General features: G+C 72.9%; 22 protein-coding genes. 7 read left to right on the top strand and 15 right to left on the bottom strand.

Annotated features, from left to right (window positions below; genetic code table 11):
* Positions 1 to 129: 129 nt before the first annotated feature.
* The 4 genes from ABZ079_RS16330 to ABZ079_RS16315 form a co-directional block, all read right to left on the bottom strand.
* Positions 130 to 2,565, bottom strand: a complete 2,436-nt coding sequence (locus tag ABZ079_RS16330; protein ID WP_356940106.1) for a right-handed parallel beta-helix repeat-containing protein — start codon at positions 2,563 to 2,565, stop codon at positions 130 to 132.
* A 229-nt stretch (positions 2,566 to 2,794) separates the two neighbouring features.
* Positions 2,795 to 3,400, bottom strand: coding sequence for a hypothetical protein (locus tag ABZ079_RS16325; protein WP_356940105.1), 606 nt, complete (start codon positions 3,398 to 3,400; stop codon positions 2,795 to 2,797).
* Between the two features lie 196 nt (positions 3,401 to 3,596).
* On the bottom strand, positions 3,597 to 4,421 hold the full coding sequence (locus ABZ079_RS16320) for an MOSC N-terminal beta barrel domain-containing protein (protein WP_356940104.1): 825 nt from the start codon (positions 4,419 to 4,421) through the stop codon (positions 3,597 to 3,599).
* Positions 4,422 to 4,465: 44 nt separating this feature from the next.
* Positions 4,466 to 4,909 (bottom strand): DUF6643 family protein, encoded by a 444-nt coding sequence (locus ABZ079_RS16315; RefSeq protein ID WP_356940103.1) that lies wholly within the window; start codon positions 4,907 to 4,909, stop codon positions 4,466 to 4,468.
* Between the two features lie 296 nt (positions 4,910 to 5,205).
* Here ABZ079_RS16315 and ABZ079_RS16310 point away from each other — a divergent pair, with 296 nt between their 5' ends.
* Positions 5,206 to 6,483 carry a TerD family protein gene (locus ABZ079_RS16310; RefSeq protein WP_356940102.1) on the top strand — a complete coding sequence of 426 codons (1,278 nt, stop codon included), beginning with the start codon at positions 5,206 to 5,208 and terminating at the stop codon, positions 6,481 to 6,483.
* 6 nt (positions 6,484 to 6,489) lie between these two features.
* On the opposite strand, the gene ABZ079_RS16305 is transcribed toward ABZ079_RS16310, so the two are convergent.
* Complete coding sequence (locus ABZ079_RS16305; protein WP_356940101.1) at positions 6,490 to 7,683, bottom strand: glycosyltransferase; 1,194 nt, start codon at positions 7,681 to 7,683, stop codon at positions 6,490 to 6,492.
* 39 nt (positions 7,684 to 7,722) lie between these two features.
* On the opposite strand from ABZ079_RS16305, the gene ABZ079_RS16300 reads away from it, so the two are divergent.
* Positions 7,723 to 8,517 carry an aspartate/glutamate racemase family protein gene (locus tag ABZ079_RS16300; RefSeq protein WP_356940100.1) on the top strand — a complete coding sequence of 265 codons (795 nt, stop codon included), beginning with the start codon at positions 7,723 to 7,725 and terminating at the stop codon, positions 8,515 to 8,517.
* A gap of 123 nt (positions 8,518 to 8,640) precedes the next feature.
* On the top strand, positions 8,641 to 9,198 hold the full coding sequence (locus tag ABZ079_RS16295) for a hypothetical protein (RefSeq protein WP_356940099.1): 558 nt from the start codon (positions 8,641 to 8,643) through the stop codon (positions 9,196 to 9,198).
* 168 nt (positions 9,199 to 9,366) lie between these two features.
* Here ABZ079_RS16295 and ABZ079_RS16290 read toward each other — a convergent pair whose 3' ends face one another.
* Positions 9,367 to 10,338 carry an O-antigen polymerase gene (locus ABZ079_RS16290; protein WP_356940098.1) on the bottom strand — a complete coding sequence of 324 codons (972 nt, stop codon included), beginning with the start codon at positions 10,336 to 10,338 and terminating at the stop codon, positions 9,367 to 9,369.
* 572 nt (positions 10,339 to 10,910) lie between these two features.
* Between ABZ079_RS16290 and lnt the strand changes: the two genes are divergently transcribed.
* The 4 genes from lnt (at position 10,911) to ABZ079_RS16270 (ending at position 15,940) form a co-directional block, all read left to right on the top strand.
* Entirely contained in the window at positions 10,911 to 12,521 is a 1,611-nt protein-coding gene (lnt, locus tag ABZ079_RS16285) for an apolipoprotein N-acyltransferase (protein WP_356940097.1), read from the top strand.
* Between the two features lie 67 nt (positions 12,522 to 12,588).
* Positions 12,589 to 13,068, top strand: a complete 480-nt coding sequence (locus tag ABZ079_RS16280; protein WP_356940096.1) for an NUDIX domain-containing protein — start codon at positions 12,589 to 12,591, stop codon at positions 13,066 to 13,068.
* 54 nt (positions 13,069 to 13,122) lie between these two features.
* A complete protein-coding gene (locus tag ABZ079_RS16275; RefSeq protein WP_356940095.1) occupies positions 13,123 to 13,944 on the top strand; it encodes a 3-hydroxybutyrate dehydrogenase in 822 nt (273 codons plus the stop codon).
* A 76-nt stretch (positions 13,945 to 14,020) separates the two neighbouring features.
* Positions 14,021 to 15,940, top strand: a complete 1,920-nt coding sequence (locus ABZ079_RS16270) for a GAF domain-containing protein (protein ID WP_356940094.1) — start codon at positions 14,021 to 14,023, stop codon at positions 15,938 to 15,940.
* Positions 15,941 to 16,001: 61 nt separating this feature from the next.
* Here ABZ079_RS16270 and ABZ079_RS16265 read toward each other — a convergent pair whose 3' ends face one another.
* From ABZ079_RS16265 to ABZ079_RS16225, 9 genes are all read right to left on the bottom strand, one after another.
* Complete coding sequence (locus ABZ079_RS16265) at positions 16,002 to 17,378, bottom strand: MFS transporter (protein WP_356940093.1); 1,377 nt, start codon at positions 17,376 to 17,378, stop codon at positions 16,002 to 16,004.
* A gap of 323 nt (positions 17,379 to 17,701) precedes the next feature.
* Positions 17,702 to 18,808: a hypothetical protein gene (locus ABZ079_RS16260; protein ID WP_356940092.1), complete on the bottom strand. Its 1,107-nt coding sequence runs from the start codon at positions 18,806 to 18,808 to the stop codon at positions 17,702 to 17,704.
* A gap of 5 nt (positions 18,809 to 18,813) precedes the next feature.
* Positions 18,814 to 19,197: a nuclear transport factor 2 family protein gene (locus tag ABZ079_RS16255; protein ID WP_356940091.1), complete on the bottom strand. Its 384-nt coding sequence runs from the start codon at positions 19,195 to 19,197 to the stop codon at positions 18,814 to 18,816.
* Positions 19,178 to 20,848 (bottom strand): long-chain fatty acid--CoA ligase, encoded by a 1,671-nt coding sequence (locus tag ABZ079_RS16250; protein WP_356940090.1) that lies wholly within the window; start codon positions 20,846 to 20,848, stop codon positions 19,178 to 19,180. The genes ABZ079_RS16255 and ABZ079_RS16250 overlap by 20 nt, the downstream gene beginning before the upstream one ends.
* A 73-nt stretch (positions 20,849 to 20,921) precedes the next feature.
* Positions 20,922 to 22,511: an aromatic amino acid ammonia-lyase gene (locus ABZ079_RS16245; protein ID WP_356940089.1), complete on the bottom strand. Its 1,590-nt coding sequence runs from the start codon at positions 22,509 to 22,511 to the stop codon at positions 20,922 to 20,924.
* 99 nt (positions 22,512 to 22,610) lie between these two features.
* Positions 22,611 to 23,408 (bottom strand): alpha/beta hydrolase, encoded by a 798-nt coding sequence (locus ABZ079_RS16240; protein ID WP_356940088.1) that lies wholly within the window; start codon positions 23,406 to 23,408, stop codon positions 22,611 to 22,613.
* Position 23,409: 1 nt separating this feature from the next.
* Positions 23,410 to 23,619 (bottom strand): MbtH family protein, encoded by a 210-nt coding sequence (locus ABZ079_RS16235; RefSeq protein ID WP_356940087.1) that lies wholly within the window; start codon positions 23,617 to 23,619, stop codon positions 23,410 to 23,412.
* 187 nt (positions 23,620 to 23,806) lie between these two features.
* Complete coding sequence (locus ABZ079_RS16230; protein WP_356940086.1) at positions 23,807 to 24,790, bottom strand: TauD/TfdA family dioxygenase; 984 nt, start codon at positions 24,788 to 24,790, stop codon at positions 23,807 to 23,809.
* Positions 24,791 to 24,803: 13 nt separating this feature from the next.
* A partial coding sequence (locus tag ABZ079_RS16225; RefSeq protein WP_356940085.1) for an amino acid adenylation domain-containing protein occupies positions 24,804 to 26,997 on the bottom strand: 2,194 nt, incomplete at its 5' end.

Below are 26,997 nucleotides of genomic sequence, written 5' to 3'. Positions count from 1 at the left end.
GGCCGTCCTGGCCCGTCAGCTCGCGCAGGGCGGGCAGCGCCGCGTCAAGGTCGTCCACGGGAGCCGGGCGAGGGTCGCCGGCGCCTTCATCGCGAAATCCTCCTGGAGCGGACATGGCCGCCGGGCGGCTCACGGCAGCTCCGGCAGGTCTTCCGCGTACAGCAGGGTCAGGTCGTCGGTGGTCGGGTCGGCGAGCTGGGCGACGCGGCTCGCGTGCCGTTCCACCATCGCCTCGAACGTCTGGCGGGCGGTACGGCCGTTGCCGAACGCGGGTCCCTTCGGGATCTGCGTGAAGTACTTCAGCAGCCCCTCGGACGCCCCCGGCGCCAGCCGGTACTCGTGCTCGTCGGCCTGCTGCTCCACGATCCGCAGCAGCTCCTCGGGGCCGTAGTCGCCGAAGGTGATGGTGCGCGAGAAGCGGGACGCGACACCCGGGTTGACGGAGAGAAAGCGCTCCATCTCCGCGGTGTAACCGGCGACGATCACCACCACCGCGTCCCGCTGGTCCTCCATCAGCTTCACCAGCGTGTCGATGGCCTCCTTGCCGAAGTCACGCCCTGCGTCCTCCGGGGACAGCGCGTACGCCTCGTCGATGAACAACACACCACCGCGCGCCCGTTGGAAGGCCTCCTGGGTGCGGATCGCCGTGGACCCGATGTGCTCGCCGACCAGGTCGACCCGGGAGACCTCGACCAGATGGCCCTTCTCCAGCACACCGAGAGAGGCGAGGATCTCGCCGTAGAGCCGGGCGACCGTCGTCTTGCCGGTGCCGGGGGAGCCGGTGAAGACCAGATGCCGCTTGACCGAGGCCGCCTTCAGTCCTGCCCGCTGCCGCCGCCGGCCCACCTCGATCATGTCGGTCAGCGCCCGCACCTCGCGCTTGACGCTCTCCAGGCCCACGAGCGCGTCGAGTTCCCCCAGTACGTCCTTCGACGCCCGCACCGGCTTCGCCGGCTCCGCGGCGGTGACCAGCGGCTCCTGCTCGCTGGTGCGCTGCCCGGGGAACGAGCCGAGCAGGCCGGGGGACTGCGTCACCGTCTGCACGGCCGCCTCACGGATCGCGGGAGGCCTCAGACTGCCGCTCTCGTCGCTGGTGCAGTCCTCCACGACCGGGCCCGTCCCGGACCCGGCGTCCGGCCCGGCGTCGGCGAACTCGTAACCACCGCGCGCGCACCGCTCCGTGCGGCACTTCCGCAGCGTCGTACGGCAGCCGTCGATCACATGGAAGCCGTAGCCGCCGCTGCCGCTGACCCGGCAGTTCAGGAAGCTGCCGCGACCGCCCGCCGACACGTAGAAGCCGGCCTCGGCGGGGGAGTCCACCGTGCAGCGCTCGATGATCGGGTCGGCGCCCTTGGTGACGATCACTCCCGTCTGGGTGCCGTCCAGCGTGCAGTTGTTGAGGGTGCCGCCGCTGCCGTGGTCGCGGAACCACGCGCCGGTGGCCGCGTCCCTGATCCGGCAGTCGTCGAGCTGCGCGGTCGCCCCGTCGCTCACCGACACGGCCGTGTTGCGCACCTGGGACAGGTCGCTGTCCACGACGTCCGCGCGGGAACCGCGGTCCAGCACGAACAGCGCGTCCGGGACGTCATGCACCCGGCAGGAGTCGAGGACCGCGGTGGCGCCGTCGCTCACCCACACCGCCGGGTAGTCGCCGGTGCTGTCGAAGATCTCGCACTGGTTGGCGTCCACCCGGGTGCCCGGGTCCCACACCGACAGGCCGTTGCGCCCGAACTGACGGACCGTCGTCCGGGTCAGCGTGAGCACCGAACGGGAGCGCAGATCGACCGCGTTCTCCGGGATGTCGTGAATGTGGCAGTCGGCGAGCGTGAGTACCGCGTCCATGTCCAGCGTGACACCGTCGGCGATGGTGCGGTGCACATCGCAGTCGGTCAGATGCGCCGTGGCCCGCTGGGTGACCTGCACCCCGGAGCCGACCTCGTAGATCTCGCAACCGACCGCCTCCAGCGCGGAGTTCTCGCCGGTCGCGGTCAGCCCGGTGCCGGAGGCGTGGTGCACGCGGCAACGCTCCAGGCGTGGATGGGCGCCGCCACGGACCGCCACCCCCGCCTGCCCGGCCGCGACGACCTCGCACTCCTCGAACACCCCGCCCCCGCCGTCGAGTACGGCGATGCCGATGCCGGCCGGGTTGTCGACGGTGCAGCGGCGCACGGTCGGACGGGCGCCGCCGCGTACCTCGATGCCGACGGCGGACCGTGTGACGATCCGTACGTCCATCAGCTCGGGGGTGCCCTCCTCGACCAACAGCGCCGGCGCGGCCGCGTCCTGGCCCTCCACATGGAGGTCCTGCAAGACGGCCGATGCCCGCACGGTCAGCGGCACCCCGTCCAAGGGCGCGATCCGCACCGAGCCGGGGGAGCCCTCGGGACCACGGAGGGTCACCGCCCGCTGGACGATGAGGTTCTCCCGGTACGTGCCGGGGGCGATCGTGAGGACGTCGCCGTCGGTGGCGGCCTCCAGGGCGGCGGCGAGCGAGGCGTACTCACCCGTGCGGCGCCGCCACCGCGAAGTACCGGTGTGCGTCACCTGGACCGTGCCCTGTGCCATGGCGTTGCCGTGCCCCCACCTCGTCGTACTGATGGCTCGCTCCCGTCGGGGCGTCACGCCGGTGCCGGGACCGCGAGCGTGCCCGGCTCTGAGGGCGCGGGCGCGTTCGCGCCCTCGAGAACCCGCACGCCCCTGGAATTCGCTCACCCGCGGGTCGTCGCCGAAAGCGCTTCGGCCGGTCCACCGTAGCGTGTGCGTGCACGGTGGGTTGACCAGAGCCGGAAGCCCGTCAGCTGCCGGTGCCCGCCTTGCCCCAGTCCGGGCCTGCCCGGTCCCAGGCCTGGTCCCAGCGTGCGTACCGGCCGCGGACCATGTGCCAGACGGTCAGGCGCCGCCCGCCCTCGACCAGGGCCGCGGTCACGAGGGCCGCGCCGATCCCGGCGAGCACCGCGTGTGTCGTCGCCGTCGGGGAGTCCAGCGGGCGGGTCGTTATTCGCCCGTGCGGGTCCGTCCAGAGCCCGAAGTGATCCCCGGGGCGGGGGGACTTGAGGTCCGCGAGGACCGGGCCGTGCAGCCGGGTGCCGTCCGGGGCGGTCCAGCCGGCGACGACGCGGCTGCGGGCCACGTGCGCGGAGGTGGTGTCGGGATCCGTTTCCAGCGGGGCTTCGCCCAGGTCACGGACCACGGTGGCCGTGACGAGGCGGCGGGTGTGCTGCTGCTCCCGCACGGACCGCTGCAGCGAGTCCTGGGCGGCGGCACCGACCAGACAACCGGTCACCGGTGCGGCCACGGCGATCAGCAGCAGCGCCACGAGGGCCACCCACGCCTCGGCCAGATCGGTCGGACGGCACAGCGGATTGTGCCGCCAGCGCCACAGCCCCCTCAGTGCCAGCATCTCACCACCCCCTGTCGCACCGTCATAGCCCCCCGCGCAGGCGCTCACCCCCCGTCCGCGCCAAGAGAGAGCGACATCACGTCCGCCGCGACTGGTGACGTACGCCGCCTCTCACGAAATCTCCCATGCTCCGAACGACCGGGGCCCGGCCCCGGGTTGCCGGTCGCCGGACCGATGGGCGAGCCACCGCCGCGTGCTACTCCAGCATCCGGACCGGGTCCCCGATCCTGATCGTGCCGGTCGAGAGAGGCACGAGGTTCTGGCCGAAGAGCAGCCTGCCGCCGACCTTGCGATGACGTGCCAGAGTGCGCAGCGGTTCCCTGCCGCGTACGGCGGTGTCCTGGTCGGTGGTGGTCACGACGCACCGTCCGCTGGGCTTAGGGACCCGGAAGACCACCTCGCCGATGGAGATCCTCGACCAGTGGTCCTCGGCCCAGGCCTCGGTGCCCGCCACGACGACGTTGGGCCGGAAGCGGTTCATGGGCAACGGGCCCTCGTGGGCGTGGTCGCCCTCGGCTATCAGGGAGTTCAGGGCGTCGAGGGAGGCCGCCGTGGTGACCAGAAGGGGATAACCGTCGGCGAAGCTCACCGTCTCGCCGGGCAGGGCGTACTCGGGGTCGACCGCGCGGCGCGTGGCCGGATCGTCCATGTGGACCAGGCGGACCTCGGCCTTCAGATAGGCGCTGCACCAGGCGTGCGCGGCCGCCGCTGCCGGGACCGCCTCGACCTTCGTGCCGAAGACGTTCACCGGCACCGTCGTCGCGGGCTCCGGCACCGGCACCGTCAGCGGCGCCCGACCGGGTACCGACAGACGAACGCCGCCGCCGGCCAGAGGCTCGGCGGCGGCCAGCGCGAGACGCGGCTGCTCTCGCTGTGTGACGACCTTTCCCCCGTCGTCGATCAGTGTCCAGCGCCGGTCACCGGCCAGGCCCCAGGGCTCCACCAGCGCCTCCCGGGGCGACAGGCCCCGGAACGCCTTGACCGGATGGACGTGGATCGACTGCACTTCGGCGTTTCCCATCACGCCATCGTGCCAGGCGACACCGACAGCGCGGGGAGCGCCGGTCAGTACCCGCGGTACTGCTGGTTGTTGTACGGGTCCTGGTAGGGGCCCTGCGCGGGCCGCGGCGCGGCCGGGCGCATGGCCTCGTACGCTGTGCCGGCCGCCATCGGGCGCTGCTGCTGCGGGGCCTGTGGACCGGGGTACCCCCGCGGGGCGCTCGCCTGCTGCGGGATGTACGCCGTGGGCGCCTGCTGCAGCGGGGCGGGCTGCTGCGTCTGCGGGTAGCCGTAGCCGTAGCCGTGGCCCTGCGGGGACGGGGCTGCAGGGAGGGCGGGCAGTGCCGACGGCAGGGCGGGCAGGCCGCCGCCCGTGTCGTAGGCGGCGGGGACCCGGATCGGGGCGATCTGCGGGGTGCCCCGCTCGGCCACGAGCGAGTCGTAGATCGGGGTGTCCGGGAAGGAGGCGGAGTAGTAGCCGCCACCATAAGTGGAGCGGGGGGAGGTCATGGCACATAAGGTAAGCCCACGATGTGGTCGTTGGGGAGACCGATAAGAGGGTTGTTTTCGGTGTCGCCAGTGACCCGGGATCCCCAATCCGAGCGAACTCGGCAAAAAAAGGACGCCGATCAACGTTTCGATCGTGCAAAGACCGAGTTCCTGCTGGGTTACCGGCGGTTGACCGGCGATCTTCCTGTGCCGCTCATGGGTGTTCGCCGTCCAGGCGCATAGGTTGTGCGGGTAGGCAGGGACCGGGCCAACCGGGGACGCCGGGAAACCGACACGGGATGGGGGCGGACATGTCAATGCCGAAGGGATCGAACACGCCGGTGCCGACCACGGCCCTGCGCGTCGAACTGGGCTGGCGTCCCGGACCCGGCGTGCCCGAAGCCGACGCCTCGGCGCTGCTGCTCGCCGCCGGGAAAGTCCGCTCGGACGGAGACTTCGTCTTCTACAACCAGCCCGCCCACCCCTCCGGCGCGGTCCGCCACGAAGGCAAGCGGAATGCCGGCGGACACGTCACCGACACCCTTTTCGTCGACCTCGCGCGCGTGGAGGGCACGATCGAGCGGATCGTCCTCGCCGCCTCCGCGGACGGCGGCACGTTCGGGCAGGTCCCGGACCTCTACATCGAGGTGACCGACCCGGCGACCGGTCAGGTGGCCGCCCGCTTCGACAACCCCGGCGCGACCGTGGAGACGGCCTTCGTACTGGGCGAGTTCTACCGCCGTCAGGACGGCTGGAAGTTCCGCGCCGTCGGCCAGGGCTACAGCAGCGGACTCGAAGGCCTGGCGACGGACTTCGGCATCACCGTGGACGAACCCCAGCACACCGCGCCGCCCATGGCGAGCGCCCCGGCGACCGTGCCCCCGCCTCCGGCCGCGCCCCCGGTGCCGCCGCCCGTGACGGTGCCACCCCCTCCCGCGGCCCCTCCGGCGCCCGTGCTCCAGCCGGTGCGCCTGTCCAAGGTCACCCTCACCAAGGCGGCCCCCTCCGTGTCGCTGGCCAAGCAGGGCGGCACCTCCGGAACCATGCGGGTGAACCTCAACTGGCAGGTGCGCAGGCAGCTTCCGCGCTGGGGCGGCCGGTGGGGCGGCGGACAGGCGGACCTCGACCTCGACCTTGGCGCCCTGTACGAACTCGCCGACGGCCGCAAGGGCGTCGTACAGGCCCTAGGCAACGCCTTCGGCTCCCTGAACCGGCCGCCGTACATCCACCTCGACGGCGACGACCGCACCGGAGCCGTCGCCGACGGCGAGAACCTCACCGTCAACCTCGACCACAAGCAGGACTTCCGGCGCATCCTCGTCTTCGTCACCGTCTACGAAGGCGCCAGCTCCTTCGCCGACCTGCACGCCACCGTCACCCTCCAGCCGCAGCACGGCGCCCCCATCGACTTCTCGCTCGACGAGTGCACCGTGCCCTCGACGGTGTGCGCGCTCGCCCTGATCACCAACACGGGCGGCGACCTCGTCGTCCAGCGAGAGGCGCGGTATCTGGTGCCGGAGCGCGGAGTGAGCCCGCAGCGGACCATGGACCGGGCCTACGGCTGGGGCATGAACTGGACACCCGGCCGCAAGTGACCGGGCTCAGCCCTCGTCCGTCACCGCGCCGGGACGGGCGTAGGTGCGGCCCTTCCAGGCCGCCCCGCGCCCCCGGTAATGCTGTACGGCCGAGTCGACCGTCATCAGGAGGTACAGGAACGCGGTGAACGGCAGCAGCGGAGCCGGCCACAGGGGCTGCCGGTAGTAGCGCAGCATCGGCACGTAGGTGCCCGCCATCACCGCCCACGCCAGTGCGCCGAGGACCGCCGTCGCCGTGCTGCCGCCGGCCGCGCCCACGACCACCGCGGCGGGCGGCACCAGGTACACCAGCGCGAGCCCGGCGACCGTACCGAGGAGCAGCGGCGGGTTGTGCCGCAGCTGGGCGTAGGCGCTGCGCGAGACCATCCGCCACAGGTCGTGCAGCCGCGGGTAGGGCCGCACGCTGTCCACCCGGTCGGCCAGCCCCAGCCACACCTGGCCGCCGACGTCCTTCACCGCGCGCGCGAGCGCCACGTCGTCGATGACGGCGTGCCGGATGGAGTCCGGGATACGGGCCTTCTCCGCCGTATCGGCGCGCAGCAGGACGCAGCCGCCCGCCGCGGCGGCCGTACGCGATCCCTTCCGGCCGATCCGGCGGAAGGGATACAGCTGCGCGAAGAAGTACACGAACGCCGGGACCACGAGCCGCTCCCACAGGCTCTCCACCCGCAGCCGCGCCATCTGCGACACCACGTCGAAGCCCCCGGTGCGGGCCGCCGCCACCAGCTCGCGCAGGCTGTCCGGCGCGTGCGCGATGTCGGCGTCCGTCAGCAGCAGGTACTCGGGATCACGCGCGCGTGCCAGACCGATGCCGTGTCGCACCGCCCACAGCTTGCCCGTCCAGCCCGCCGGCGGCTCGCCGGGCGAGCCCACCGTGAGTGGCAGCCCGCCGTGCCGCCGGGACAGCTCGCGGGCCAGCTCCCCGGTGCCGTCCGTACTCCCGTCGTCCACCAGGAAGACCTGCGCCCGCCCCGGATAGTCCTGCGCCAGCAGCGACGGCAGGCTCGCCGCCAGCACGGCGGCCTCGTCACGCGCTGGTACGACCACGCAGACGGACGGCCACGCCTCCGGATCCCGGCGCGGCGGCAGCCGGACATCCGTGCGCCAGAAGAAGCCCTGGCACAGCAGCAGCCAGCACCAGGCGGCAAGTGATACGGCGGTGATCCACAGGACGGCGCTCACGGCCGCAGTCTGCCCCACCGGACCGGGTCACAAGAACGCATCGTCTATCGTGGCCGGGTGAAGATCGCGCTCATGGACTCCGGAATCGGCCTGTTGGCGGCCACCGCCGCGGTACGGCGCCTGCGGCCCGACGCGGATCTCGTCCTCTCCCTCGACCCCGACGGTATGCCCTGGGGGCCGCGCACGCCCAAGGACCTCACCCAGCGCGCGCTGGCCGTCGCCGAGGCGGCGGCGGCCCGCCGGCCCGACGCGCTGATCATCGGCTGCAACACGGCCACCGTGCACGCGCTGCCCGCTGTGCGTGCCCGTCTGGAGCCCGGTATCCCGGTGATCGGCACGGTCCCGGCTATCAAGCCGGCCGCGGCGGGCGGCGGCCGGATCGCTATCTGGGCGACCCCTGCCACCACCGGCAGCGCCTACCAGCGCGGTCTCATCCGGGACTTCGCCGACGGCGTGCCGGTCACCGAGGTGCCCTGCTGGGGTCTCGCCGAGGCGGTCGAACACGCGGAAGAGTCGGCCATCGAAGCGGCTGTAGCCGCCGCGGCCGCACTGACGCCGGACGATGTGACGACCGTCGTCCTGGGCTGCACCCACTACGAGCTGGTGACGGAACGTATCCGCGCCGCCCTCCAGCGTCCCGGCGCCGCTCCGCTCGTCCTGCACGGTTCGGCCGGGGCGGTGGCCGCGCAGGCCCTGCGCCGCCTCGGCGAGCAGCCTGCCCCCGACGCCTCCGCGGAGGGGACTCTGACGGTGCTGCTCAGCGGCCGCGAGGGTGAGCTGCCCCCACCCGCGCTGCACTACGCCGAAGGGCGGCTGCTGCCCGCCGTCGGCCCGCTCGCCGACCGCAGGTGACGGGACGGCGGCCTTGTCCCTTGGACGAGCCCGCACAGGTGCCGGCAGCCGTCTGAGCCGCTCGGAGCAGTCACTCTCCGCGAGCGGGTACCCGCGCAGCGAAACCTGAGTAACCTCATGCCTATGAGGGATCACCCCCACCCCCATTCCCCCGCCGACGACAGCCCGCACCCGGACGTCTGGACCGGGCGTGCCACCAACCGGGTCCAGTGGCTTCTGGCGCTGGTCGGCGCCGCCTGCATGGCGCTCGGCATCGAGCTGGCCGTGGACTCGGCCTGGCATTCCGGCACCGCCCCGCTGGTGATGTCCGTCGTGGGCTGCATCGCGGCCGGTCTGCTGGTTCTCTTCGGCACGCTCGCCTTCGTGCACGTCGACCTCAGACTCGACAGGGAGTGCCTCGAAGTGCGCTGCGGGCACATCGGACTGCCGCGCCGCCGCATCCCGCTCTCCCAGGTGGCGGGCGCCGACTTCGCCGCCCTCGTCACCCCCAGGCACTGGGGCGGATGGGGCTACCGCTGGCGCCCCGAGAAGGGCACCGCGGTCGTCGTACGCCGTGGCGAGGGCATCGTGCTGCGCCTGTGGGACGGCCACACCTTCACGGTCACCGTCGACAACGCGGAGACGGCGGTCCGGGTCATCAGGGACCGGTTGCGAACGACCACACCGGGGTCGGGTCGCTGAGCCCGGACACCCGGCACGGGCCGGCTCGCCGAGCCGGACGCCCCGGCCGGATGAGGTGTCCAAGCGGCGGACGAGCGGCGGGCAAACAGCGGGAAACGGCTGGCACCCAGGCCGGGCGCGGTCGGACCGCGTGAAGACGCACTCGCCGGATCGGGCGTGCCGGCGTGCTCAGAGCCGTGGCTCCGTGCCGTCGCCCGCCCACGGCCGTGCCGTCGCCCATCCGGCCAGCAGTCCCGCGCCGACGGTCACCGTGGTGAAGCTCAGCGCGTTGCCCACCGAGGCCAGGCAGGCCAGCGCCGTCAGGGCGGCGCCGGCGGTGAGCGCGACCGGGGTGGAACGAGGGGTGCGCCACAGCGCGTGCAGAACCCAGCAGAAAGCGGCCGCCAACAGGAACACCCCGACGAAGCCCTGCTCCGCCGCCTGCTGCAGCGGGGCGGAGTGCGGTTTGCCGTCGGACAGCAGCGTGCGCGGCGTCGCGTCGCTCAGCTCGCCGAACCGGCCGGGGCCGACGCCCAGGCCGTTGTGCCGGCCGGCCAGCCGGAGGGCGTCCTGCCACAGCCGGACCCGGTGCGGGGTGAATCGGCCGGCGAGCGCCCCGGCGGGGCCGTCGGGCAACCAGTCCGCGGCGACCACCCAGGTCGCCCCCGCCACCAGGGCGGCCGCGACGGCCAGAGCCGCGAGACCCACGCCGCGGTGGGGCATCGAGCCCGCGGCGAGCGAGCACAGCAGGACGGCCGCGCCGGCCACGCAACCGGCCGCCGAGCCCAGGGCGGCTCCGGTCAGCACGGTCGCGACGGCCAGCGCCCGCAGCCCCAGTCGGAGTGCCGGCACGGGCGTCGCCCAGGCGGCACAGCAGGCGGCTCCTGCGGCCAGCGCCAGCAGGGCGGCCGTGGCCCCGGCGTGCCCGAGCGGGGCGGCGTACCGGGGGCCGGGGGAGAGGGCGGGCAGCGCTACGGCGAGCGCGAGCCCGGTCGCCGCGCCGGCGCAGGGCGCGGCCACCGGCAGCAGCGTCCCGGTGACCCGGCCCGCGGCATAGCCGGCGGCCACCGCGAGCACCGCGAGCAGCATGCCCTCGGGCCGCCCGTCGTGGGCCGCCGCGGTGATCAGCGACCATCCGGCGCAGGCCCCGAGCAGAACCATGCCCGCACCGTCAGAAACGTTTCGTCTGGCGTTCTCCGCGTCCACACCGGTCGCGGACCGCATCCCCGTCGACCCCACCCGTCGCCCCTCGCACCCGGTCCCCCGACCTGTGGCAGGCCAAGGCCGTGCGCCGGGTCCGGCCGCACCGCCGAGGCTGGGCACACCGTAACGGCTGATGGCTTGTTTGTGGACGAGCTACGGAGAACATCGTGATATCCGCCGGGTTCCGGCGCCTCCGCCCGAACGTGCTTGCGGCCGGACGCCGCGGCCCGCGCCGCCCGGATGCGTGGCCCGAAGCCACGGACCCGGGCAGCGGGCCGCCGCGGGTCGGAGCGGGCGCCGGCCGGCGACGACCTCGGTCGGTGGGGGCGGGTGTGGATCAGGGACGACCTCGGCCGGTGGGAGCGGGCGTAGATCAGCGACCACCAGCGTCGGTGGGAGTGGGCGTGTGTCAGCGACCCTCACGGTCGGCCGGAACGGGCGCCGACCAGCGACGACCGTGGTTCGCCGCGGTCGGTTCCGGTGCCGACCGCGCTGTCGGCGGCCAGGTCGCCCGCCGTACACTCACCCGGGTGACCGTCACCGCAACCTCCGTGGACCAGCCGGATCAGCTCCAGCCGTCCCCCGCGCCCGGCGCGCTGGGCGGCCGGCTGCTGCGCCTGGTCCCGGCCGCCGCCTCCGCGCTCTGCGGAGTGCTGCTCTACGTCAGCTTCCCGCCGCGCACCCTGTGGTGGCTGGCCCTGCCCGCTTTCGCCGGTTTCGGCTGGGTACTGCGCGGCCGTGGCTGGAAGGCGGCCCACGGTCTCGGCTACCTGTTCGGGCTCGGTTTCCTGCTGCCGCTGCTGGTGTGGACCGGCGTGGAGGTCGGTCCCGGTCCCTGGCTCGCCCTGGTGGCCATCGAGGCGGTCTTCATCGCCCTGGTCGGCGTGGGCGTCGCCGCCGTCTCCAGGCTGCCCGCATGGCCGGTGTGGGCCGCCGCCCTCTGGATCGCGGGCGAAGCGGTACGCGCGCGCGTGCCCTTCCGGGGATTCCCCTGGGGCAAGATCGCGTTCGGTCAGGCGGACGGCGTCTTCCTGCCGCTCGCCGCGCTGGGCGGCACTCCTGTGCTCGGCTTCGCAGTGGTGCTGTGCGGATTCGGCCTGTACGAGGCCGGGCGCCTGATCGTCGAGGGGCGCCGTACCCGGGCCGTGCGGCGCGGGGCGGCGGCCGCCGCGCTGCTGAGCGTGGCCGTGCCGGTGGCGGGCGCGGTCGCGGCCCGCGCGCTGGTGACCGACAAGGCCGAGAACGGCACCGCGACGGTGGCGCTCATCCAGGGCAACGTGCCGCGCTCCGGGCTGGAGTTCAGCGCCCAGCGGCGGGCCGTCCTCGACCACCACGTGCGCGAGACGCTCAAACTCGCCGCCGACATCAGGGCGGGCAAGGCCGCGAAGCCCGACTACGTGTTGTGGCCGGAGAACTCCTCCGACATCGACCCGTTCACCAACCCCGACGCGGCCGCCGTCATCGAGGGTGCCGCCAAGGCGGTCGGCGTGCCCATCTCGGTCGGCGGGGTCGTCGAGAAGGACGGCAAGCTGCTCAACGAGCAGATCCTTTGGGACCCGGTCAAGGGTCCGACGCAGACCTACGACAAGCGGCAGATCCAGCCGTTCGGGGAGTACCTTCCGCTGCGCGGGCTCGTCGGCGCGATCAACAACGACTGGACCGGCATGGTCCGCCAGGACTTCAGCCGGGGCGGCAGGCCGGGCGAGTTCGACATCGCGGGCGTCAAGGTCGGCCTTGCCACCTGCTACGAGGCAGCCTTCGACTGGGCCGTGCGGGACACGGTCACGCACGGCGCGGAGATGATCTCCGTGCCGAGCAACAACGCGACCTTCGACCGCAGCGAGATGACCTACCAGCAGCTCGCGATGTCCCGGATCCGCGCCGTCGAGCACAGCCGCACCGTGACCGTGCCCGTGACCAGCGGCGTCAGCGCGTTCATCCTGCCGGACGGGAGGATCACCCAGAAGACCGGCATGTTCGTGCCCGCGTACCTCGTCCAGAAGGTGCCGCTGCGCACCTCCCGGACCCCGGCGACCGAGCTGGGCATCCTGCCGGAGATCGCCCTGATCGTGGTCGCGGCGGGCGGGATCGGCTGGGCCGTCGGCTCCGGTCTGCGCGGCCGACGCGCCGGCGGCGCATAGCGGTACGACCCTCGCACGCCACCCGGACCTGCCGAGGAGCCGCGGACCGGCCCGCTAGGGTCGGGCCATGGCTACTCCCGAATTCATCCGCACGCTCCGGGCCTCCATCGATCAGCAGTTGCTCTGGCTCCCCGGGGTCACCGCGATCGTCTTCGACGGCGAGGGCAGAGTGCTCCTCGGCCGGCGGTCCGACACTCGCAAGTGGTCGGTCATCGGTGGCATCCCGGAGCCGGGCGAGCAGCCTGCAGCCTGTGCCGTGCGCGAGGTCTTCGAGGAGACGGCGGTCCACTGCGTCGCCGAGCGGATCGTCCTCGTCCAGGCCCTGGAGCCGGTGACCTACACCAACGGGGACGTCTGCCAGTACATGGACATCACCATCCGCTGCCGGGCGGTGGGCGGCGAGGCCCGGGTCAACGACGACGAGTCGCTGGAGGTGGGGTGGTTCGCGGTGGACGCGCTGCCCGATCTCAACGAGTTCGGTCTCTTCCGCATCAAGCAGGCCATGTCCGAGGCACCCACATGGTTTGACCCTATGACTGCCGGCTGAAGTATGGGTGGACACCATATGTGGTGAGGGGTCGGCTCCACTTAGGGTCGGCGCATGACCTCGCCCAACCCCCTGCCCGGCCCCGGCCCCCACGTCCGGTCCGTCGCCCTCGACCTCGCCGGCCGCACCGTCGTCGTCACCGGCGCCGCCAGCGGCATCGGCCGCGCCTGCGCTCTGCGACTCGCCGCAGCCGGGGCCGAGGTACGCGCCGTCGACCGGGACGCGGCCGGTCTGGCCGAGCTGGCCCACAAGGCGGGGCCGGCCGGAGACCCCGCGGGCACCGTCGTACCGCACGTCGTGGACCTCACCGACCTCGACGCCGCCGAGCGCGCCGCCGCCGGGGCCGACGTGCTGGTCAACAACGCCGGGCTGCAACTCGTGCGTCCCATTGAGGAGTTCCCGCCCGAGGTCTTCCACACCGTGCTGACCGTGATGCTGGAGGCGCCGTTCCGCCTCATCCGCGGCGCCCTCCCGCACATGTACGCCCAGGGCTGGGGTCGGATCGTCAATGTGTCCTCCGTCCATGGTCTGCGCGCCTCCGCCTTCAAGTCCGCCTATGTGGCCGCCAAACACGGCCTCGAAGGCCTCTCCAAGACGGCGGCCCTGGAAGGCGCGCCCCATGGCGTGACCTCCAACTGTGTGAACCCGGCCTACGTGCGCACCCCCCTGGTCGAGAAGCAGATCGCCGACCAGGCACAGGCGCACGGCATCCCCGAGGAGCGCGTGCTGTCCGAGGTCCTGCTGAAGGACAGCGCGCTCCAGCGGCTCATCGAACCGGAGGAGGTCGCCGAGGCCGTCGCCTACCTGTGCGGCCCGCAGGCGTCCTTCGTCACCGGAACCTCGCTGGTGCTCGACGGCGGATGGACGGCCCACTGAACGGCCCGGCGGCCTCCGGCCCGGGAGTTCTCCACAGACCTGACGGGCCGGGCGGCCGATGCGGAATCCTGTGACCATGTCTCGCGATCACGTTCAGACGGCACCTGGTGGCAGTGCCGAGGCGGAGTACCTCGAGCTGCTGGCCCGCGACGCCTCCGTGGAGGCCTACGAGCAGCCCGTGCTGCTCGCCCGCGCCGAGGGCCGGCCCACCGACCGGATCGCCGCGCTGGAACAGGCCAAGCTGCTCGCCCTGCGCGTCCGCGCCGAGCTGGAAGGCCGCAGGCGACGCGAGGCGGAGCTGTCCGCACTCTTCGAGACAGCCCACGACCTCGCGGGGCTGAGGGACCTGGACGCCGTCCTGCAGGCCATCGTGCAGCGCGCACGCTCCCTGCTCGGGACGGACGTCGCCTACCTCACCCTGAACGACCCGGCGCGCGGCGACACCTACATGCGGGTGACGGAGGGCTCCGTGTCCGCCCGCTTCCAGCAACTGCGCCTCGGCATGGGGGAGGGGCTCGGCGGACTGGTCGCCCAGACCACGCGCCCGTACGTCACCGACGACTACTTCAAGGACGCCCGCTTCCAGCACACCCTGTCCATCGACGCAGGCGTCCGCGACGAGGGCCTGGTCGCCATCCTCGGCGTCCCCCTGATGCTCAGCCCGCACGTCATCGGCGTGCTCTTCGCCGCCGACCGCAGGGCCCGTGTCTTCGAGCGCGAGCAGATCGCCCTGCTCGGCTCCTTCGCCGCGCTCGCCGCGGCCGCCATCGACACCGCCAACCTGCTCACCGAGACCCGTGCGGCGCTGGCCGGGCTCGAGCGCGCCAACGACATCATCCGGGACCGCAGCGCCGTCATCGAACGCGCCTCCGACGTCCACGACCGGCTCGCCGAACTCGTCCTGCGCGGCGGCGGAGTCCACGACGTGGCCGCAGCCGTCTCCGAGGTCCTGAGCGGCACCGTCGAGTTCACCGAGGCCGATGAGGCACCGGCAGAGGCGCTGGAAGCGTCCCGCGCCGACGGGCACGCCGTACGGCACGGCAGCGACTGGCTCGCGGCGGTCACCGCGGGCGGCGAACTCCTCGGCGCCCTCGTCCTGCGCGGACATCCGGCTCTGGACCCCGTCGACCAGCGCACGCTGGAACGCGCTGCCATGGTGACCTCGCTGCTCCTGCTCGCCCGCCGCTCCGCCGCCGAGGCCGAGCAGCGCGTACGGGGCGAACTGCTCGACGACCTCCTGGACGCCCGCGACCGGGACCCGCGGCTGCTGCGCGAACGCGCGGCCCGGCTCCACGCCGATCTGGACGCCACGCATGTCGTGCTCGCCGCACGCCTCGACGGCCCGGCGGCCGACGCGGACGAGGAGGCGGCGGCCCGCCGCCGTCTGTGGTCCGCCGCGTCCCATCTCGCCGCCACCCGGCGCGGCCTGGCCGCCGCCCGCGACGGGGGCACCGTGCTGCTGCTGCCGCTCGGTGCCGGTGACATAGCCACGGACGTGGCCCGTCGCACCGCCCATCACCTGGGCACGGCCGTCCATCAGCCGGTCACGGTCGGCGCCTCCGCCCCCGTCACCGATCTCGCCGCGCACCCGGAGAAGGTCGCCGCGGCCTATGCCGAGGGCCGGCGCTGCCTGGACGCCCTGCACCTGCTGGGCCGGGCCGGAGACGGCGCCGCGGCCGAGGACTTCGGCTTTCTCGGCCTGCTCCTCGCGGGCGAACGGGACGTCGCCGGGTTCGTCGACCGCACCATCGGCCCGGTCGTCTCCTATGACGAGCGGCGCGGCACGGAACTGCTGCGCACCATGGACGCGTACTTCGCCGGCGGGATGAGCCCGGCGCGCACCAAGGACGCGCTCCACGTGCACGTGAACACGGTCGCCCAACGGCTGGAGCGCGTGGGCCGGCTGCTCGGCGAGGACTGGCAGAGCCCTGCCCGCGCCCTGGAGATCCAACTGGCCCTGCGGCTGCACCGGTTGGCGGCACCGGACAGACGGTGACCCCCGTACGGACGTGCCGTACGGGGGTCGTGCCGGGTGCGTGCTGCGGAGGCCGCCTCGCTCAGACCGTCCGCGCCTCGGCGGCCGGGCTCGCGTCGGAAAGCTCGCCCTCCTCGCCCTCGACCCGGGCGAGGTCCCGGTGCCGCGTCTCCCGGGACACCCCCACCGCGACCAGCGTCAGCACCGCGGCGGCGATCACGTACAGGGCGATCGGGGTGGAACTGCCGTAGTCGGACAGCAGCGCGGTCGCGATGAGCGGGGCGGGGGCACCGGCCGCCACGGAGGCGAACTGCGCACCGATGGAAGCGCCCGAGTAGCGCATGCGCGTGGCGAACATCTCGGCGAAGAAGGCGGCCTGGGGCGCGTACATGGCGCCGTGCAGCACGAGCCCGACGGTCACGGCCAGCACCAGGTAGCCGAACGACCCGGTGTCCACGAGCGCGAAGAACGGGAACATCCACAGGCCGACACCGGCCGCGCCGAGCAGGTACACCGGCCGCCGCCCGACCCGGTCGGACAGCGCGCCCCAGGCCGGGATGACCGCGAAGTGCACGGCGGAGGCGATCAGGACGGCGTTGAGCGCGGTCTGCTTGGAGACGCCCGCCGAAGTGGTGGCGTAGACGAGGATGAAGGCGGTGATCACGTAGTAGCTGATGTTCTCCGCCATCCGGGCGCCCATCGCCACGAGCACGTCCCGCCAGTGGTCGCGCAGCACGGAGACGAGCGGCAGCTTCTCCGTCTCGTCGGCCCGGCGGGACTCGGCCCGCTTCAACGCCTCCTTGAACACGGGCGACTCGTCGACGGACAGCCGAATCCACAGACCGACGAGCACGAGCACTCCGGAGAGCAGGAACGGAATCCGCCAGCCCCAGGTGCCGAACGCGTCGTCGGACAGTACGGCGGTGAGCAGCGAGAGCACACCGGTCGCGAGCAACTGCCCCGCCGGCGCTCCGGTCTGCGGCCACGAGGCCCAGAAGCCGCGCCGTCGCGCGTCTCCGTGCTCCGACACCAGCAGGACGGCACCGCCCCACTCGCCACCGAGTGCGAACCCCTGGACGAGCCGCAGCGCGGTGAGCAGCACCGGCGCGGCGGAGCCGACGGTCGCGTGCGTGGGCAGCAGTCCGATGGCGAAGGTGGCCCCGCCCATCAGCACGAGGCTGAGCACCAGAAGCTTCTTCCGCCCCAGGCGGTCACCGTAGTGTCCGAACACGAGCGCGCCCAAGGGGCGCGCAGCGAACCCGACGGCATACGTCAGAAAGGACAGCAGCGTCCCGACGAGCGGGTCGGAGTCCGGAAAGAACAGCTTGTTGAACACGAGAGCGGCAGCTGAGCCGTAGAGGAAGAAGTCGTACCACTCGATGGTGGTCCCGACGAGACTCGCCGCGACGACTCTCCTGATGCTTCCGGGGCTGGCTGACGGTGTGACAGAGGCGGCCATGAGTACCACTTCCGGACGGGGACGGGGACGTTTCCGTGTCGCCACACCATAGGAACGCCCAGGTCAGCGGCACATGGCCACCGTCACCACACTTGCCGTCCGGAGGGTGTGGTCCACGCCCACACTGCCGTCCGAGCAGACCAGAGCGCCCGCCGGGCCGGTCTCGTTGCCAGCCGTCGCCGCCTCTTAGGCCAGCCGCTCCGATCGGCCGACGAGCACCGCTTCCAACAGGGCTTTCTTCGTGGGGAAAGTGGTGAAGCGTCGGCGCTGACCAGCCCTGATTCCCGCGGCGGGTCCACGCTGATACCAAACGCTCCGGCGCCTCAGCCCGCCGGAGCCGACACCAGGGCCGGGAACGCCGGCAGCGGATCCGGCCGCCACACTGCCGCCCGGTCTGCCAGCAACCCCCGCAGCAGCTCCGCGAACGCGGGAAGCTCCCGGGCCGATTCGAGTTCGCGCAGCAGGCTCTCCCAGCGGTAGGCGAGCAGCTGCCGGGACATGGGGGCCGGCCGGCGCGTGCTGTGCAGCGGGTAGTCCTCCTCCGCCGCGTACCGCAGCGCCCCGAGCGTCATCACGGACCAGGCGGCGATCGCCATGCGCATGCCGTGCGCCCAGACCGCGTCGTCGGAGAGCCCCGGATACACGGGCAGCAGCCTGCGGCGGAACGCGGCCTCCGCCCGGCGGCCGATGTTTCCCGGCAGCCGGAAGGCGCACCAGCACGTGGCGAAGGGCATCCGGCAGTACGCGGCGGTCAGGAACACCGGCTGGTACCCGGCCCCCTCGAAGTCGAGCAGCTGCATGCCGTCCGCGGTGAGCATGGTGTTGTCCGGGCAGGTGTCGCCGGGGGTGAGCCCGGTGTACGGACTGTCGGCGAGCGCCTGGATCTCGGCGATGTCCGCGTCGAGACCGGGCGGGGGCGCCACCCCGGCCCGCTCCAGCAGCTCGGGCAGCCTGCCCACGACGCCCAGGATCGAGGTCCCCTCCATCCAGGTGGTGTGCCCGCGCCGGTACTCCTCGACCCGGGACCCGAACTCCACCGCGTACGCGGGCGAACGCGCGGCAAGGTCGCCCAGCGCCCTGCTCCAGCCGAGCAGCGCCTCCTGCGCCGCCTCGGAGTCCGCACCGAGCAGGAGGTCCGCCAGCGTCGGCCCGCCGCCCAGGTCCCGCATCACGATCAGCGGATGCCCGGGGTCGACGGCCAGCAGGCGCGGCCCGGCCAGTCCTAGTGACAGCCCGGCGGCCTCTGCGGGGAACGCCCCCAGGGCCGCCGGATCGTCGGCGTACGCCTTGACCACCACACTGCCGTGCACCTGCGACCGGCACCGGAGCACCGTGCTGCGCGCACTCCCGCCCAGGTCGCGGGCGGCGGACAGCCCGGAACCCAGGGCGGCCTCGGCGGCGGCGAGCACCGCACGTGCGCTGTCGTCCATCCGCGTCACACCAGCGGCGAGTCGAAGAAGGTTTGGCGGCCCGCGATAAGCCCGCCGTCCGTCAGCGTGAAGAAGTCGGCGAAGCGCAGCGACGCGTCCCGACCGTTCTTCAGGCGGCCCCGGAACTGGCCGTGCACGGCCACGTTCCGCCCGGAGGCGATCAGCTGGTCCAGGCTGTGCAGACCGGACTCGATGACGCGTTCCTCCGTGTAGAAGCGTTCCAGGCCGTCGTGCCCGACGATGGGCTCGTAGCCGGGGCGGAGGTACCTGGCGTCGGGGGCGAACAGATGGACGAGCTCGCGGACGTTGCCGGCGTCTACCTGCCGGTAGTAGTCGCGCACCGTCCGCTCGGGGTTCGTGGTGGGGGTTTCAGCCCGCAGCGAGGACATGGGGGTTCCTTTCGTCGGCGAGGGGGGTTTCGGCGGGGGCCGGAAGGGGCGGGGTCTCGGTGCGGGTCCCCGCCGGCCAGGTGCCGTCGTGCGCCCACCGGCGCAGCGCGGGCTTGTCCGTCTTCCCGCTGCCGTTGCGGGGCAGGGCGGAAACGGTCACCAGGACACGGGGGAGCTTGTAGCGGGCGAGGCGGGTCGCGAGCGCCTCGCGCACGGAGTCAAGTCCGGGCCCGCCGTCCTCGGCCACCACCACCGCGGCCACCGTCTCGCCCCAGGTGGGGTCGGGCACGCCGATGACCGCGGCGTCCCGGATGCCGGGGAGCTCGACCAGGTGGCGTTCGACCTCGGCGGGGTAGATGTTCTCGCCACCGCTGATGATCATTTCCTTGAGCCGGTCGACGACCCACAGGTAGCCGTCCTCGTCGAGGTGGCCGATGTCTCCCGTCCGGAACCAGCCGTCCCCGGTGAACGACGCGTCCGTTGTCTGCGCGTTGTTCCAGTAACCCGGGGTGACGTTCGGGCCCCGGACCAGGATCTCCCCGTGCACCAGGGGCGCGGCCGGCTGCGCCGGGTCGGCGGGGTCGGCCACCCGCACCTGTGTGTAGGGCATGGCGACGCCCGCCGAGCCGGCCCGCGCCTCCGTCTGCCCGGGCGGCAGGTACGTGGCGAACGGGGCCGTCTCCGTCAGCCCCCAGGCCTGCTGGAGCAGCACCCCGTGGCCGGCGTACCGGCGGATCAGCCGCGGCGGCACCGGGGCTCCCGCGACCACCGCGCAGCGCAGCCGGGACAGGTCGGCCGCGGGGAACTCCGGCAGGTCGGCCAGCGCCGAGAACATGGCGGGCACCCCGAAGAAGCCGGTCACGCCGTGGGTGACGAGCGCGTCGAGGCAGGCACGCGGATCGAACGCCCGGTGCACCACCACGGTGCCGCCCCGCAGCAGCGTTGGCACGGTGAGCGCGTTCAGGCCGCCGATGTGGAACATCGGCGCCGCGACCAGCACCACGTCCTCCGGGCGCGTGTCCAGCAGCGACCACACGTTCACGCAGTTCCACCACAGGTTGCCGTGCGTGAGCATGACGCCCTTCGGACGGCCGGTGCTGCCCGAGGTGTAGAGCAGCGCCGCGAGCGCGTCCTCCCCGGCCGGGACGGGCCCGGTGTCCAGCGGCAGCCGCGCGCCGGGCGCCCGGCCGTCCTCGCCGACGGCCAGTACCGACTTCACGGCGAGACCGCGTACGACGGCGTCCGCGAGAACCTCCTGTCCCGCCTCGGCCACCAGGACCCGCGGATCGCAGTCGGCCAGCACGTCGGCCACCTCGTCCGCGGCGAGCCGGTGGTTCACGGGCACGAAGACCGCTCCCACCGCCGAGCAGGCCAGCAGCGTCGCGATCAGCGCCGGACTGTTCAGCCCCAGGTAGGCGACCCGGTCGCCGGCCCCGACACCGGCGTCCAGCAGCGCCCGGGCCAGGCGTCCGCTGCGTTCGTCCAGCTCGCGGTACGACACCTCCGTGGTGGTGGGGGATCCGGGGAAGCCGGGGGCGGCCCCCCGGTAGGCGAGCGCGACGGAGTCGCCCCGGCGCACGGCATGGCGGCGGACGGCCGCGGCGGGACTGAGATCGGCTCTGGTACCGGGTCTGGACGCGACGATGTGCACGCGAGCTCCTGAGGCGATGGAAGGGGGGCGGTACCCGGCGGAGGGCTCCCGCCGAGGGCGTCCGCCCGGTGGGTTACGGAAGGTCGGTGACGGCGGCCTGCAGCCGACCGGACGAGATCAGCCCGGCCACCCGCTCGACGTCCCCGGCCAGCGGACGGTCGGAGTCGAGGAAGGGGGAGACCTCGCGGACCGCGTCGTGCGCCGCCCGGGTCGCCGGGCTCAGCAGGTGCGCGCCCCGCAGGTCGGCCGCCTGGCACAGGGCCAGCAGATGGATCGCGGTCACCTGCTCGGTCAGCGCGGCCACCGTGTACGCGTCCCGGGCAGCGATCGTGCCCATGCTGACCTTGTCCTGGTTGTGCGCCTCGGTCGAGCGCGAGAACGACGTCGCGGGCATGGTGTTCTTCAGGGCCTCGGCGACCAGTGACGACGCCGTGATCTGCATGCCCTTGAAGCCGTGGAACAGACCGGCCATGCCGTCGCCGGGCTCGAGCCACGGGATGAGGTTCGGCGTGAGCCCGTTGTTGAACTTCTCGTCCACCACGAGCTCCAGCTGGCGGTCCAGCAGGTCGCCCACGCTGGCGAGGGCCGTCTTCAGCGAGTCCATCGCCACACCGACGTGGCCGCCGTAGAAGTTGCCGCCGTTGCGGGCCACCCCGGCGTCCACGTCGAACAGCGGATTGTCGTTCGAGGAGTTGATCTCCGTCGTCATCCATCCGTCCGCCCACGCCAGCGCGTCGGCGAGCACCCCGTTCACGTGCGGCGCGCAGCGGATCGAATACCGGTCCTGGATCGGCTTGTCCAGTTCCCGGAAGTCGACGTCGCCGGGAATGACGGCCTCCCGCTCGGTCAGCTGGTCGAACGACCGGGAACCCTTCAGCAGTCGCCGGACCCGCGCCGCACTGGCCCGGGTCCCGGCGTGCGCCTTCTGCTCGAACAGGAAGTCCGCGAAGTGGGCGGGATTGCCGCGCAGCACCTGACTGGTCAGGGCCGTGCACAGGTCCGCCGCGAAGCCGATCCGCGCCGCCCGGTCCATCGCCATCGTCGCGAAACCGGACATGAAGGAGGTGCCGTTCACCAGGGCCAGCCCCTCCTTCGCCTCCAGCACCACCGGCCGGAGCCCGGCCGCGGCCAAGGCGGTGCCCGCGTCCGTCCGCTCACCCCGGTGGAGCACCTCGCCCTCGCCGGTCAGCACGCGGCCGATGTAGCTGAGCGGCACCAGGTCCCCACTGGCACCCACCGAACCCCGTTCCGGGATCACCGGCAGGATGTCCTGAGCCAGGCAGTCGAGGAGCAGCCGCACCACCTCCGGCCGCACCCCCGAGTGCCCCCGCGCCAGGCAGTTGGCACGGATCAGCAGGGTGGCCCGCACCACCTCCGGCGGGGCCTCCGGGCCCACCCCGCTGCCGAGGAACCGCAGCAGGTTGCGCTGCAGCTCCTGCGTCTTGACCTCGGAGATCTGGCGGGTGTTGCTGTCGCCGAACCCGGAGGTCACCCCGTAGATGGGGATCCCGGTGGCGATCAGCTCCCGCTTCAGCTCCCGCGAGGCAGCCATCCGCCGGTCCGCCTCCTCGGGCACGGAGGCCCGCAGGCCGGGCACGCCCCGTCCCACGGCGGCCACCGTGTCCCGGGACAGCGTGTGCCCGTCCACCAGTATGTCCGTCACCGGGAGGGTTGCCGGGGCAGCGGAGTCGTCCACGTTCTGCGTCCAATCGTGCGAGCGGGTGTGTGGGTGTGCCGGGGCGGTGGGAGAGGACCGGTCCGGTCAGGAGAAGTGCTTGAGGAGGGAGGCGTTCACCGCTGCCGGGTTCTCCAGGTAGCCGAAGTGGCCGCAGGCGGCGACCTCCTCGAAGGTGCAGCCGGGGATCGCCTCCGCCACCTCCCGGCCCAGGTGCGGCGGGGCGATGACGTCGTCGGAGAACGCGATCACGTGGCAGGGCGTACCGATCCCGGCGCACCGGGCGAGGTGGTCGCCGTCCAGCTCCAGGTCCAGCTGCGCGCGGACCCCCGGGCCGGCGGGCATCGCGTACTCGAAGACGTCCAGCCAGTCGCGGACCGCCGACTCGTCGGCGAGCGTCGCACGGGACAGGTTCTCCAGCGCCGTGGAGACGGCCCGCTGCAGCGGCGGCACGTCCACCTGCCGGTCGTACACGAGGCGTTCCGCCTCGCGCATGGCCCGCCGCATCGTGTCCGTACGGCCCGTCGTGCCGATGAGCACCGCCCGGGACACCAGTTCCGGGCGGTCCAGCAGCAGCTGCTGGACCACATGGGCCCCCATGGAGAAGCCGACCACCCGGCAGGGTCCCGGAGCGAGCTGCTCCAGCAGGCCGGCCACGTCCCCGGCGAGATCGCGCAGGGAGTAGGGCCCCTCGGCGCCGCTGCTCGGCGCGATGCCCCGGTTGTTGAACGTGATCACCCGGTAGCCCGCGTCGACGAGTTCGGGCACCTGGTGCAGGTGCCACGGCCGCCGGTCGGCGCCGGTCCCCATGACCAGCAGGACCGGCTCACCGGCGCCCTGGACCTCGTACTCCAGGACGACCCCGTTGCTCTGCAGCAGCGGCACGTCAGCCCCGCATCGCTTCCACGAGGCTCTTCGGCCGCATGTCGGTCCAGTTCTCGTTCACGTAGTCCAGGCAGTCCTTGCGGTTGTCCGCGCTGAACACCACCGTCCAGCCGGCCGGCACCTCGCGGAAGGCGGGCCACAGCGAGTGCTGGTTCTCGTCGTTGACGAGGACGCAGAAGGCGGCGCTGTCGTCCTCGAAGGGGTTCGTCATGTCATGCTCCGTCACTCGGAAATCGAAAGGGGGGAAGGGAGAGAGCGCGGGACGCGTGCCGCGTCTTGCCCCTCCCTGGATTCTGCGAGGCCGCGACCAGGCGTCCAAGGGATCCTGCTGGCAGGGGGTGGCGCCGACAGCAAACTGCCAGCCGGCGCCACCGACAGCCCCGGCCGCGTACGGCCGCTCAGACCAGCACGTGCCCGTCGTCGGCCCGATGGGACCGGGAACGGCGCAGGTCGGCGGCTACGAAGGTGCGCTGGAGCCACCGGTCCGAACCGTCGTACCGCGGCGTGAACCGCGACCGCCCGTGCACGGCCACCCGGTTGTCCACGACGACCAGGTCACCCGTGGTCAGCACCTCGGTCCGCCCGACCGTCTCGAACACGTCGGCCAGTTCGGCGAGCGCCCGCTCCGCCCGAACCGTCAGCGGCCGGGTCGCCGCCAGGTCCACCCGGAGGTCCGGATCCTCCACGGGACCGGTCAGTACGGCGTGCGCCCCTGCCCGCTCCCCGCCGCCGCCGAACGACGGCGGTGCGGCCGTCGTGAACTCCGCCGCGTGCAGTGCCTCACGGCCCGCCGCGGACAGCAGCGGCAGCGCCTCGCGGACACACGCCGTGCTGGTCCCCGCGACCAGGTCGTGATCGGGGCGCAGGCAGATCAGCAGCACGTAGTCCGGCCGGTGCGGATGGAAGGCGTTCTCGTTGTGGTACGACAACCGCACCGAGCCCGCGTTCCCCTGGAACTCCTCCCGGCCGGCCACCGGGACGACGTCCTGCACCATCGCACCGGACTTCTCCGGCACGAACGCGATCGGATCACCCAGACCCGACGCCACCGCCATCACCAGCGCGGCCGGCACAGTCGCCCGCCGCTGCACCGACGAGCCATGGCCCGGCGTCGCCGGAAGCTCCTCGACCGCCACCGGCAGCCCGCGCAGCAGCAGCGTGCCGCGGCTCCCCGAATGCCGTCGGAACGTCCGCACGGCGTGCCGCAGCGACAGCGGCAGCTCCTCCCAGGCCGCTCCCGCGGCCGATATCCACTTCTCATCGTCCACCACCGCGCCGGCCGTGGCGACCAGGCGCAGCGCCACCGCGCGCGCCGCCGCGGCCTCCGCCGGATCCAGCTCGTGCACCCCGGCGCGGGCGGGGACGGGTATCGAGGTCGTCATCTGATGTCGTTCCTTAACTCGGGTTGGTGGGCCTGCGGCGGGGGGTGAGCGCGGGGCGCTTCGGTGCCCCGGCCGACGCGGCCGCGGTGTGGGGTGCGACGCCGGCGACGGTCGGCGCATCGAACAGGGCCCGGATGGACAGCTCGGCACCGAGCCGGCTGCGGACCCGGCTGACCAGGCGCGTCGCCAGCAGCGAATGCCCGCCCAGCTCGAAGAAGTCGTCGTCGATGCCGACCTTCTCCAGCCCCAGGACTTCGGCGAACAGGCCGCACAAGACCTCCTCGTGCGCGTTCCGCGGCCCCCGGCCGCTACCGGCCGCGGGCGCGTAGTCCGGCACCGGGAGCGCCCTGCGGTCCAGCTTCCCGTTCGCCGTCAGCGGCAGCCGGTCCATGACCACGAACGCCGCGGGCACCATGTAGTCGGGCAGGCTCTCCCGCAGCAGGCTCCGCAGGTCCTCCGGGTGCGGGAGCACCGGCTCGTCCGCCGGTACGACGTACGCGGCCAGCCGCCTGTCTCCGGGACGGTCCTCCCGCATGATCACCGAGCACTGCGCGACCGCCGGGTGCGCACCGAGCGCGGCCTCGATCTCACCGAGCTCGATCCGGAACCCCCGCACCTTCACCTGGTCGTCGACCCGGCCCAGGAACTCCAGGGTCCCGTCCGTGTTCCGGCGCACCAGGTCACCGGTCCGGTACATACGGGCCCCGGGAGCGCCGAACGGATCGGCGGTGAACCGCTCCGCCGTGCGGCCGGGCTGGTTCACGTACCCGCGGGCCAGACCCTCGCCCGCGACGTACAGCTCACCGGCCACGCCGGCCGGCACGGGGCACAGCAGGTCGTCGAGGACGTACACGCCGGTATTGCGCAGCGGCGACCCCAGCACCGGGCGGTCGCCCTCGGACGTGTGGTGCCCCAGCGAGTCCACCGTGCACTCGCTCGGCGCGTAGTAATTGCAGCCGCACAGCCGCGGGTTGTCCCGCAGCTCCTGCCACAGGGCGTCACCGATGGCCTCTCCGCCGACCATCACCATCGACAGCTCGGTGCGCCCCTCCTCCAGGAACCCGTGCTCCACCAGCTCGGCGAAGTAGGACGGGGTCACGTCGATGAAGTGCACCGACTCCTCGGCGATGTAGTCGACCAGCTTCTTGGCGTTCCGGGCGACGTCGGTGCTCAGCACGTGCAGCCGGTGTCCGCTGAACAGCCACATCACCGGATCCCACGACGCGTCGAAGGAGATCGACGCGATCAGCGCCGAGTTGACCTGCCCCGGCTGCCGGTGGTGCTCCTCGGTGTGCAGGTAGTCCTGATGGCTGTGGAACACGTTCGCCAGCGAGCCGTGCGTCACCACGACGCCCTTGGGGCGTCCGGTCGAACCCGACGTGTAGATGGTGTACACGGGGTGGTCGGCGTGAACGGGGACCCGCGGGTTTCCGGACGGCAGACAGGCGGTGTCGGGCAGCGAGGTCAGCGTCAGCAGCGGTTCGGTGTTGGCGAGCATGTACGCGATGCGGTCGGCCGGGTAGTCCGGATCGATCGGCAGGTACGCCGCACCGGACTTCAGGGTGCCCAGGAGGCCGACCACCATGTCCAGCGAGCGCGGCACGTTCAGCGCCACCGTCCGTTCGGGCGCGGCACCCCGCCCGATCAGGTAGTGGGCCAGCCGGTTGGCACGCTCGTTCAGTTCCGCGAAGGACAGGGTGACGCCCTCGAAGGTCACGGCCGGCGCGTGGGGCGTCCGCCGGACCTGCTCCTCGAAGACCTCCGCCAGCAGCGGCACCGCCGTACCGGCGGGCGTGGCCCGGCCGCTGCCCAGGCCGGTCAGCTGGACCAACTCCGCCTCGGGAACCATCCCGAGGGCGTGCAGGGGGCTGTCGGGGTGTTCCGCCGCCGCGGTGACGAGGCGGGTGAGGTACGTCGTGATCCGCTCGGCCGTCGCACGGTCGAACAGGTCGGTGGCGTAGTGGAGGCCGCCACTGATGCCGGCGGGCGCGGTGCCGTCGTGGTGGGACTCGGCGATGTTGAACGCCAGGTCGACCAGCGCGGGAGCCTCGGCGCCGGACGCGGCTTCGAGTTCCAGGCCCGGCAGTTCCAGGGTGGCCCGCGAGGTGTTGTGGTACGCGAGCATGACCTGGAAGAGGGGGTGGCGGGCGAGGGTGCGCTGCGGGTTGACGGCCTCGACGAGGGACTCGAAGGGCAGGTCCTGGTGG

Source organism: Streptomyces sp. NPDC006314 (assembly GCF_040613075.1).
In the GTDB taxonomy this organism is placed as follows: Bacteria; Actinomycetota; Actinomycetes; order Streptomycetales; family Streptomycetaceae; genus Streptomyces.
Note: the sequence above shows the minus strand (reverse complement) of the source record. Positions and strands in the feature narration are given on the sequence as shown.

What these genes read in the sequence shown, in the direction of transcription:
- ABZ079_RS16330 (WP_356940106.1), bottom strand. Translation starts at nt 2,565, where the DNA reads ATGGCACAGGGCACGGTCCAGGTGACGCACACCGGTACTTCGCGGTGG.
- ABZ079_RS16325 (WP_356940105.1), bottom strand. Translation starts at nt 3,400, where the DNA reads ATGCTGGCACTGAGGGGGCTGTGGCGCTGGCGGCACAATCCGCTGTGC.
- ABZ079_RS16320 (WP_356940104.1), bottom strand. Translation starts at nt 4,421, where the DNA reads ATGGGAAACGCCGAAGTGCAGTCGATCCACGTCCATCCGGTCAAGGCG.
- ABZ079_RS16315 (WP_356940103.1), bottom strand. Translation starts at nt 4,909, where the DNA reads ATGACCTCCCCCCGCTCCACTTATGGTGGCGGCTACTACTCCGCCTCC.
- ABZ079_RS16310 (WP_356940102.1), top strand. Translation starts at nt 5,206, where the DNA reads ATGCCGAAGGGATCGAACACGCCGGTGCCGACCACGGCCCTGCGCGTC.
- ABZ079_RS16295 (WP_356940099.1), top strand. Translation starts at nt 8,641, where the DNA reads ATGAGGGATCACCCCCACCCCCATTCCCCCGCCGACGACAGCCCGCAC.
- ABZ079_RS16290 (WP_356940098.1), bottom strand. Translation starts at nt 10,338, where the DNA reads ATGGTTCTGCTCGGGGCCTGCGCCGGATGGTCGCTGATCACCGCGGCG.
- ABZ079_RS16280 (WP_356940096.1), top strand. Translation starts at nt 12,589, where the DNA reads ATGGCTACTCCCGAATTCATCCGCACGCTCCGGGCCTCCATCGATCAG.
- ABZ079_RS16275 (WP_356940095.1), top strand. Translation starts at nt 13,123, where the DNA reads ATGACCTCGCCCAACCCCCTGCCCGGCCCCGGCCCCCACGTCCGGTCC.
- ABZ079_RS16270 (WP_356940094.1), top strand. Translation starts at nt 14,021, where the DNA reads ATGTCTCGCGATCACGTTCAGACGGCACCTGGTGGCAGTGCCGAGGCG.
- ABZ079_RS16265 (WP_356940093.1), bottom strand. Translation starts at nt 17,378, where the DNA reads ATGGCCGCCTCTGTCACACCGTCAGCCAGCCCCGGAAGCATCAGGAGA.
- ABZ079_RS16260 (WP_356940092.1), bottom strand. Translation starts at nt 18,808, where the DNA reads ATGGACGACAGCGCACGTGCGGTGCTCGCCGCCGCCGAGGCCGCCCTG.
- ABZ079_RS16255 (WP_356940091.1), bottom strand. Translation starts at nt 19,197, where the DNA reads ATGTCCTCGCTGCGGGCTGAAACCCCCACCACGAACCCCGAGCGGACG.
- ABZ079_RS16235 (WP_356940087.1), bottom strand. Translation starts at nt 23,619, where the DNA reads ATGACGAACCCCTTCGAGGACGACAGCGCCGCCTTCTGCGTCCTCGTC.
- ABZ079_RS16230 (WP_356940086.1), bottom strand. Translation starts at nt 24,790, where the DNA reads ATGACGACCTCGATACCCGTCCCCGCCCGCGCCGGGGTGCACGAGCTG.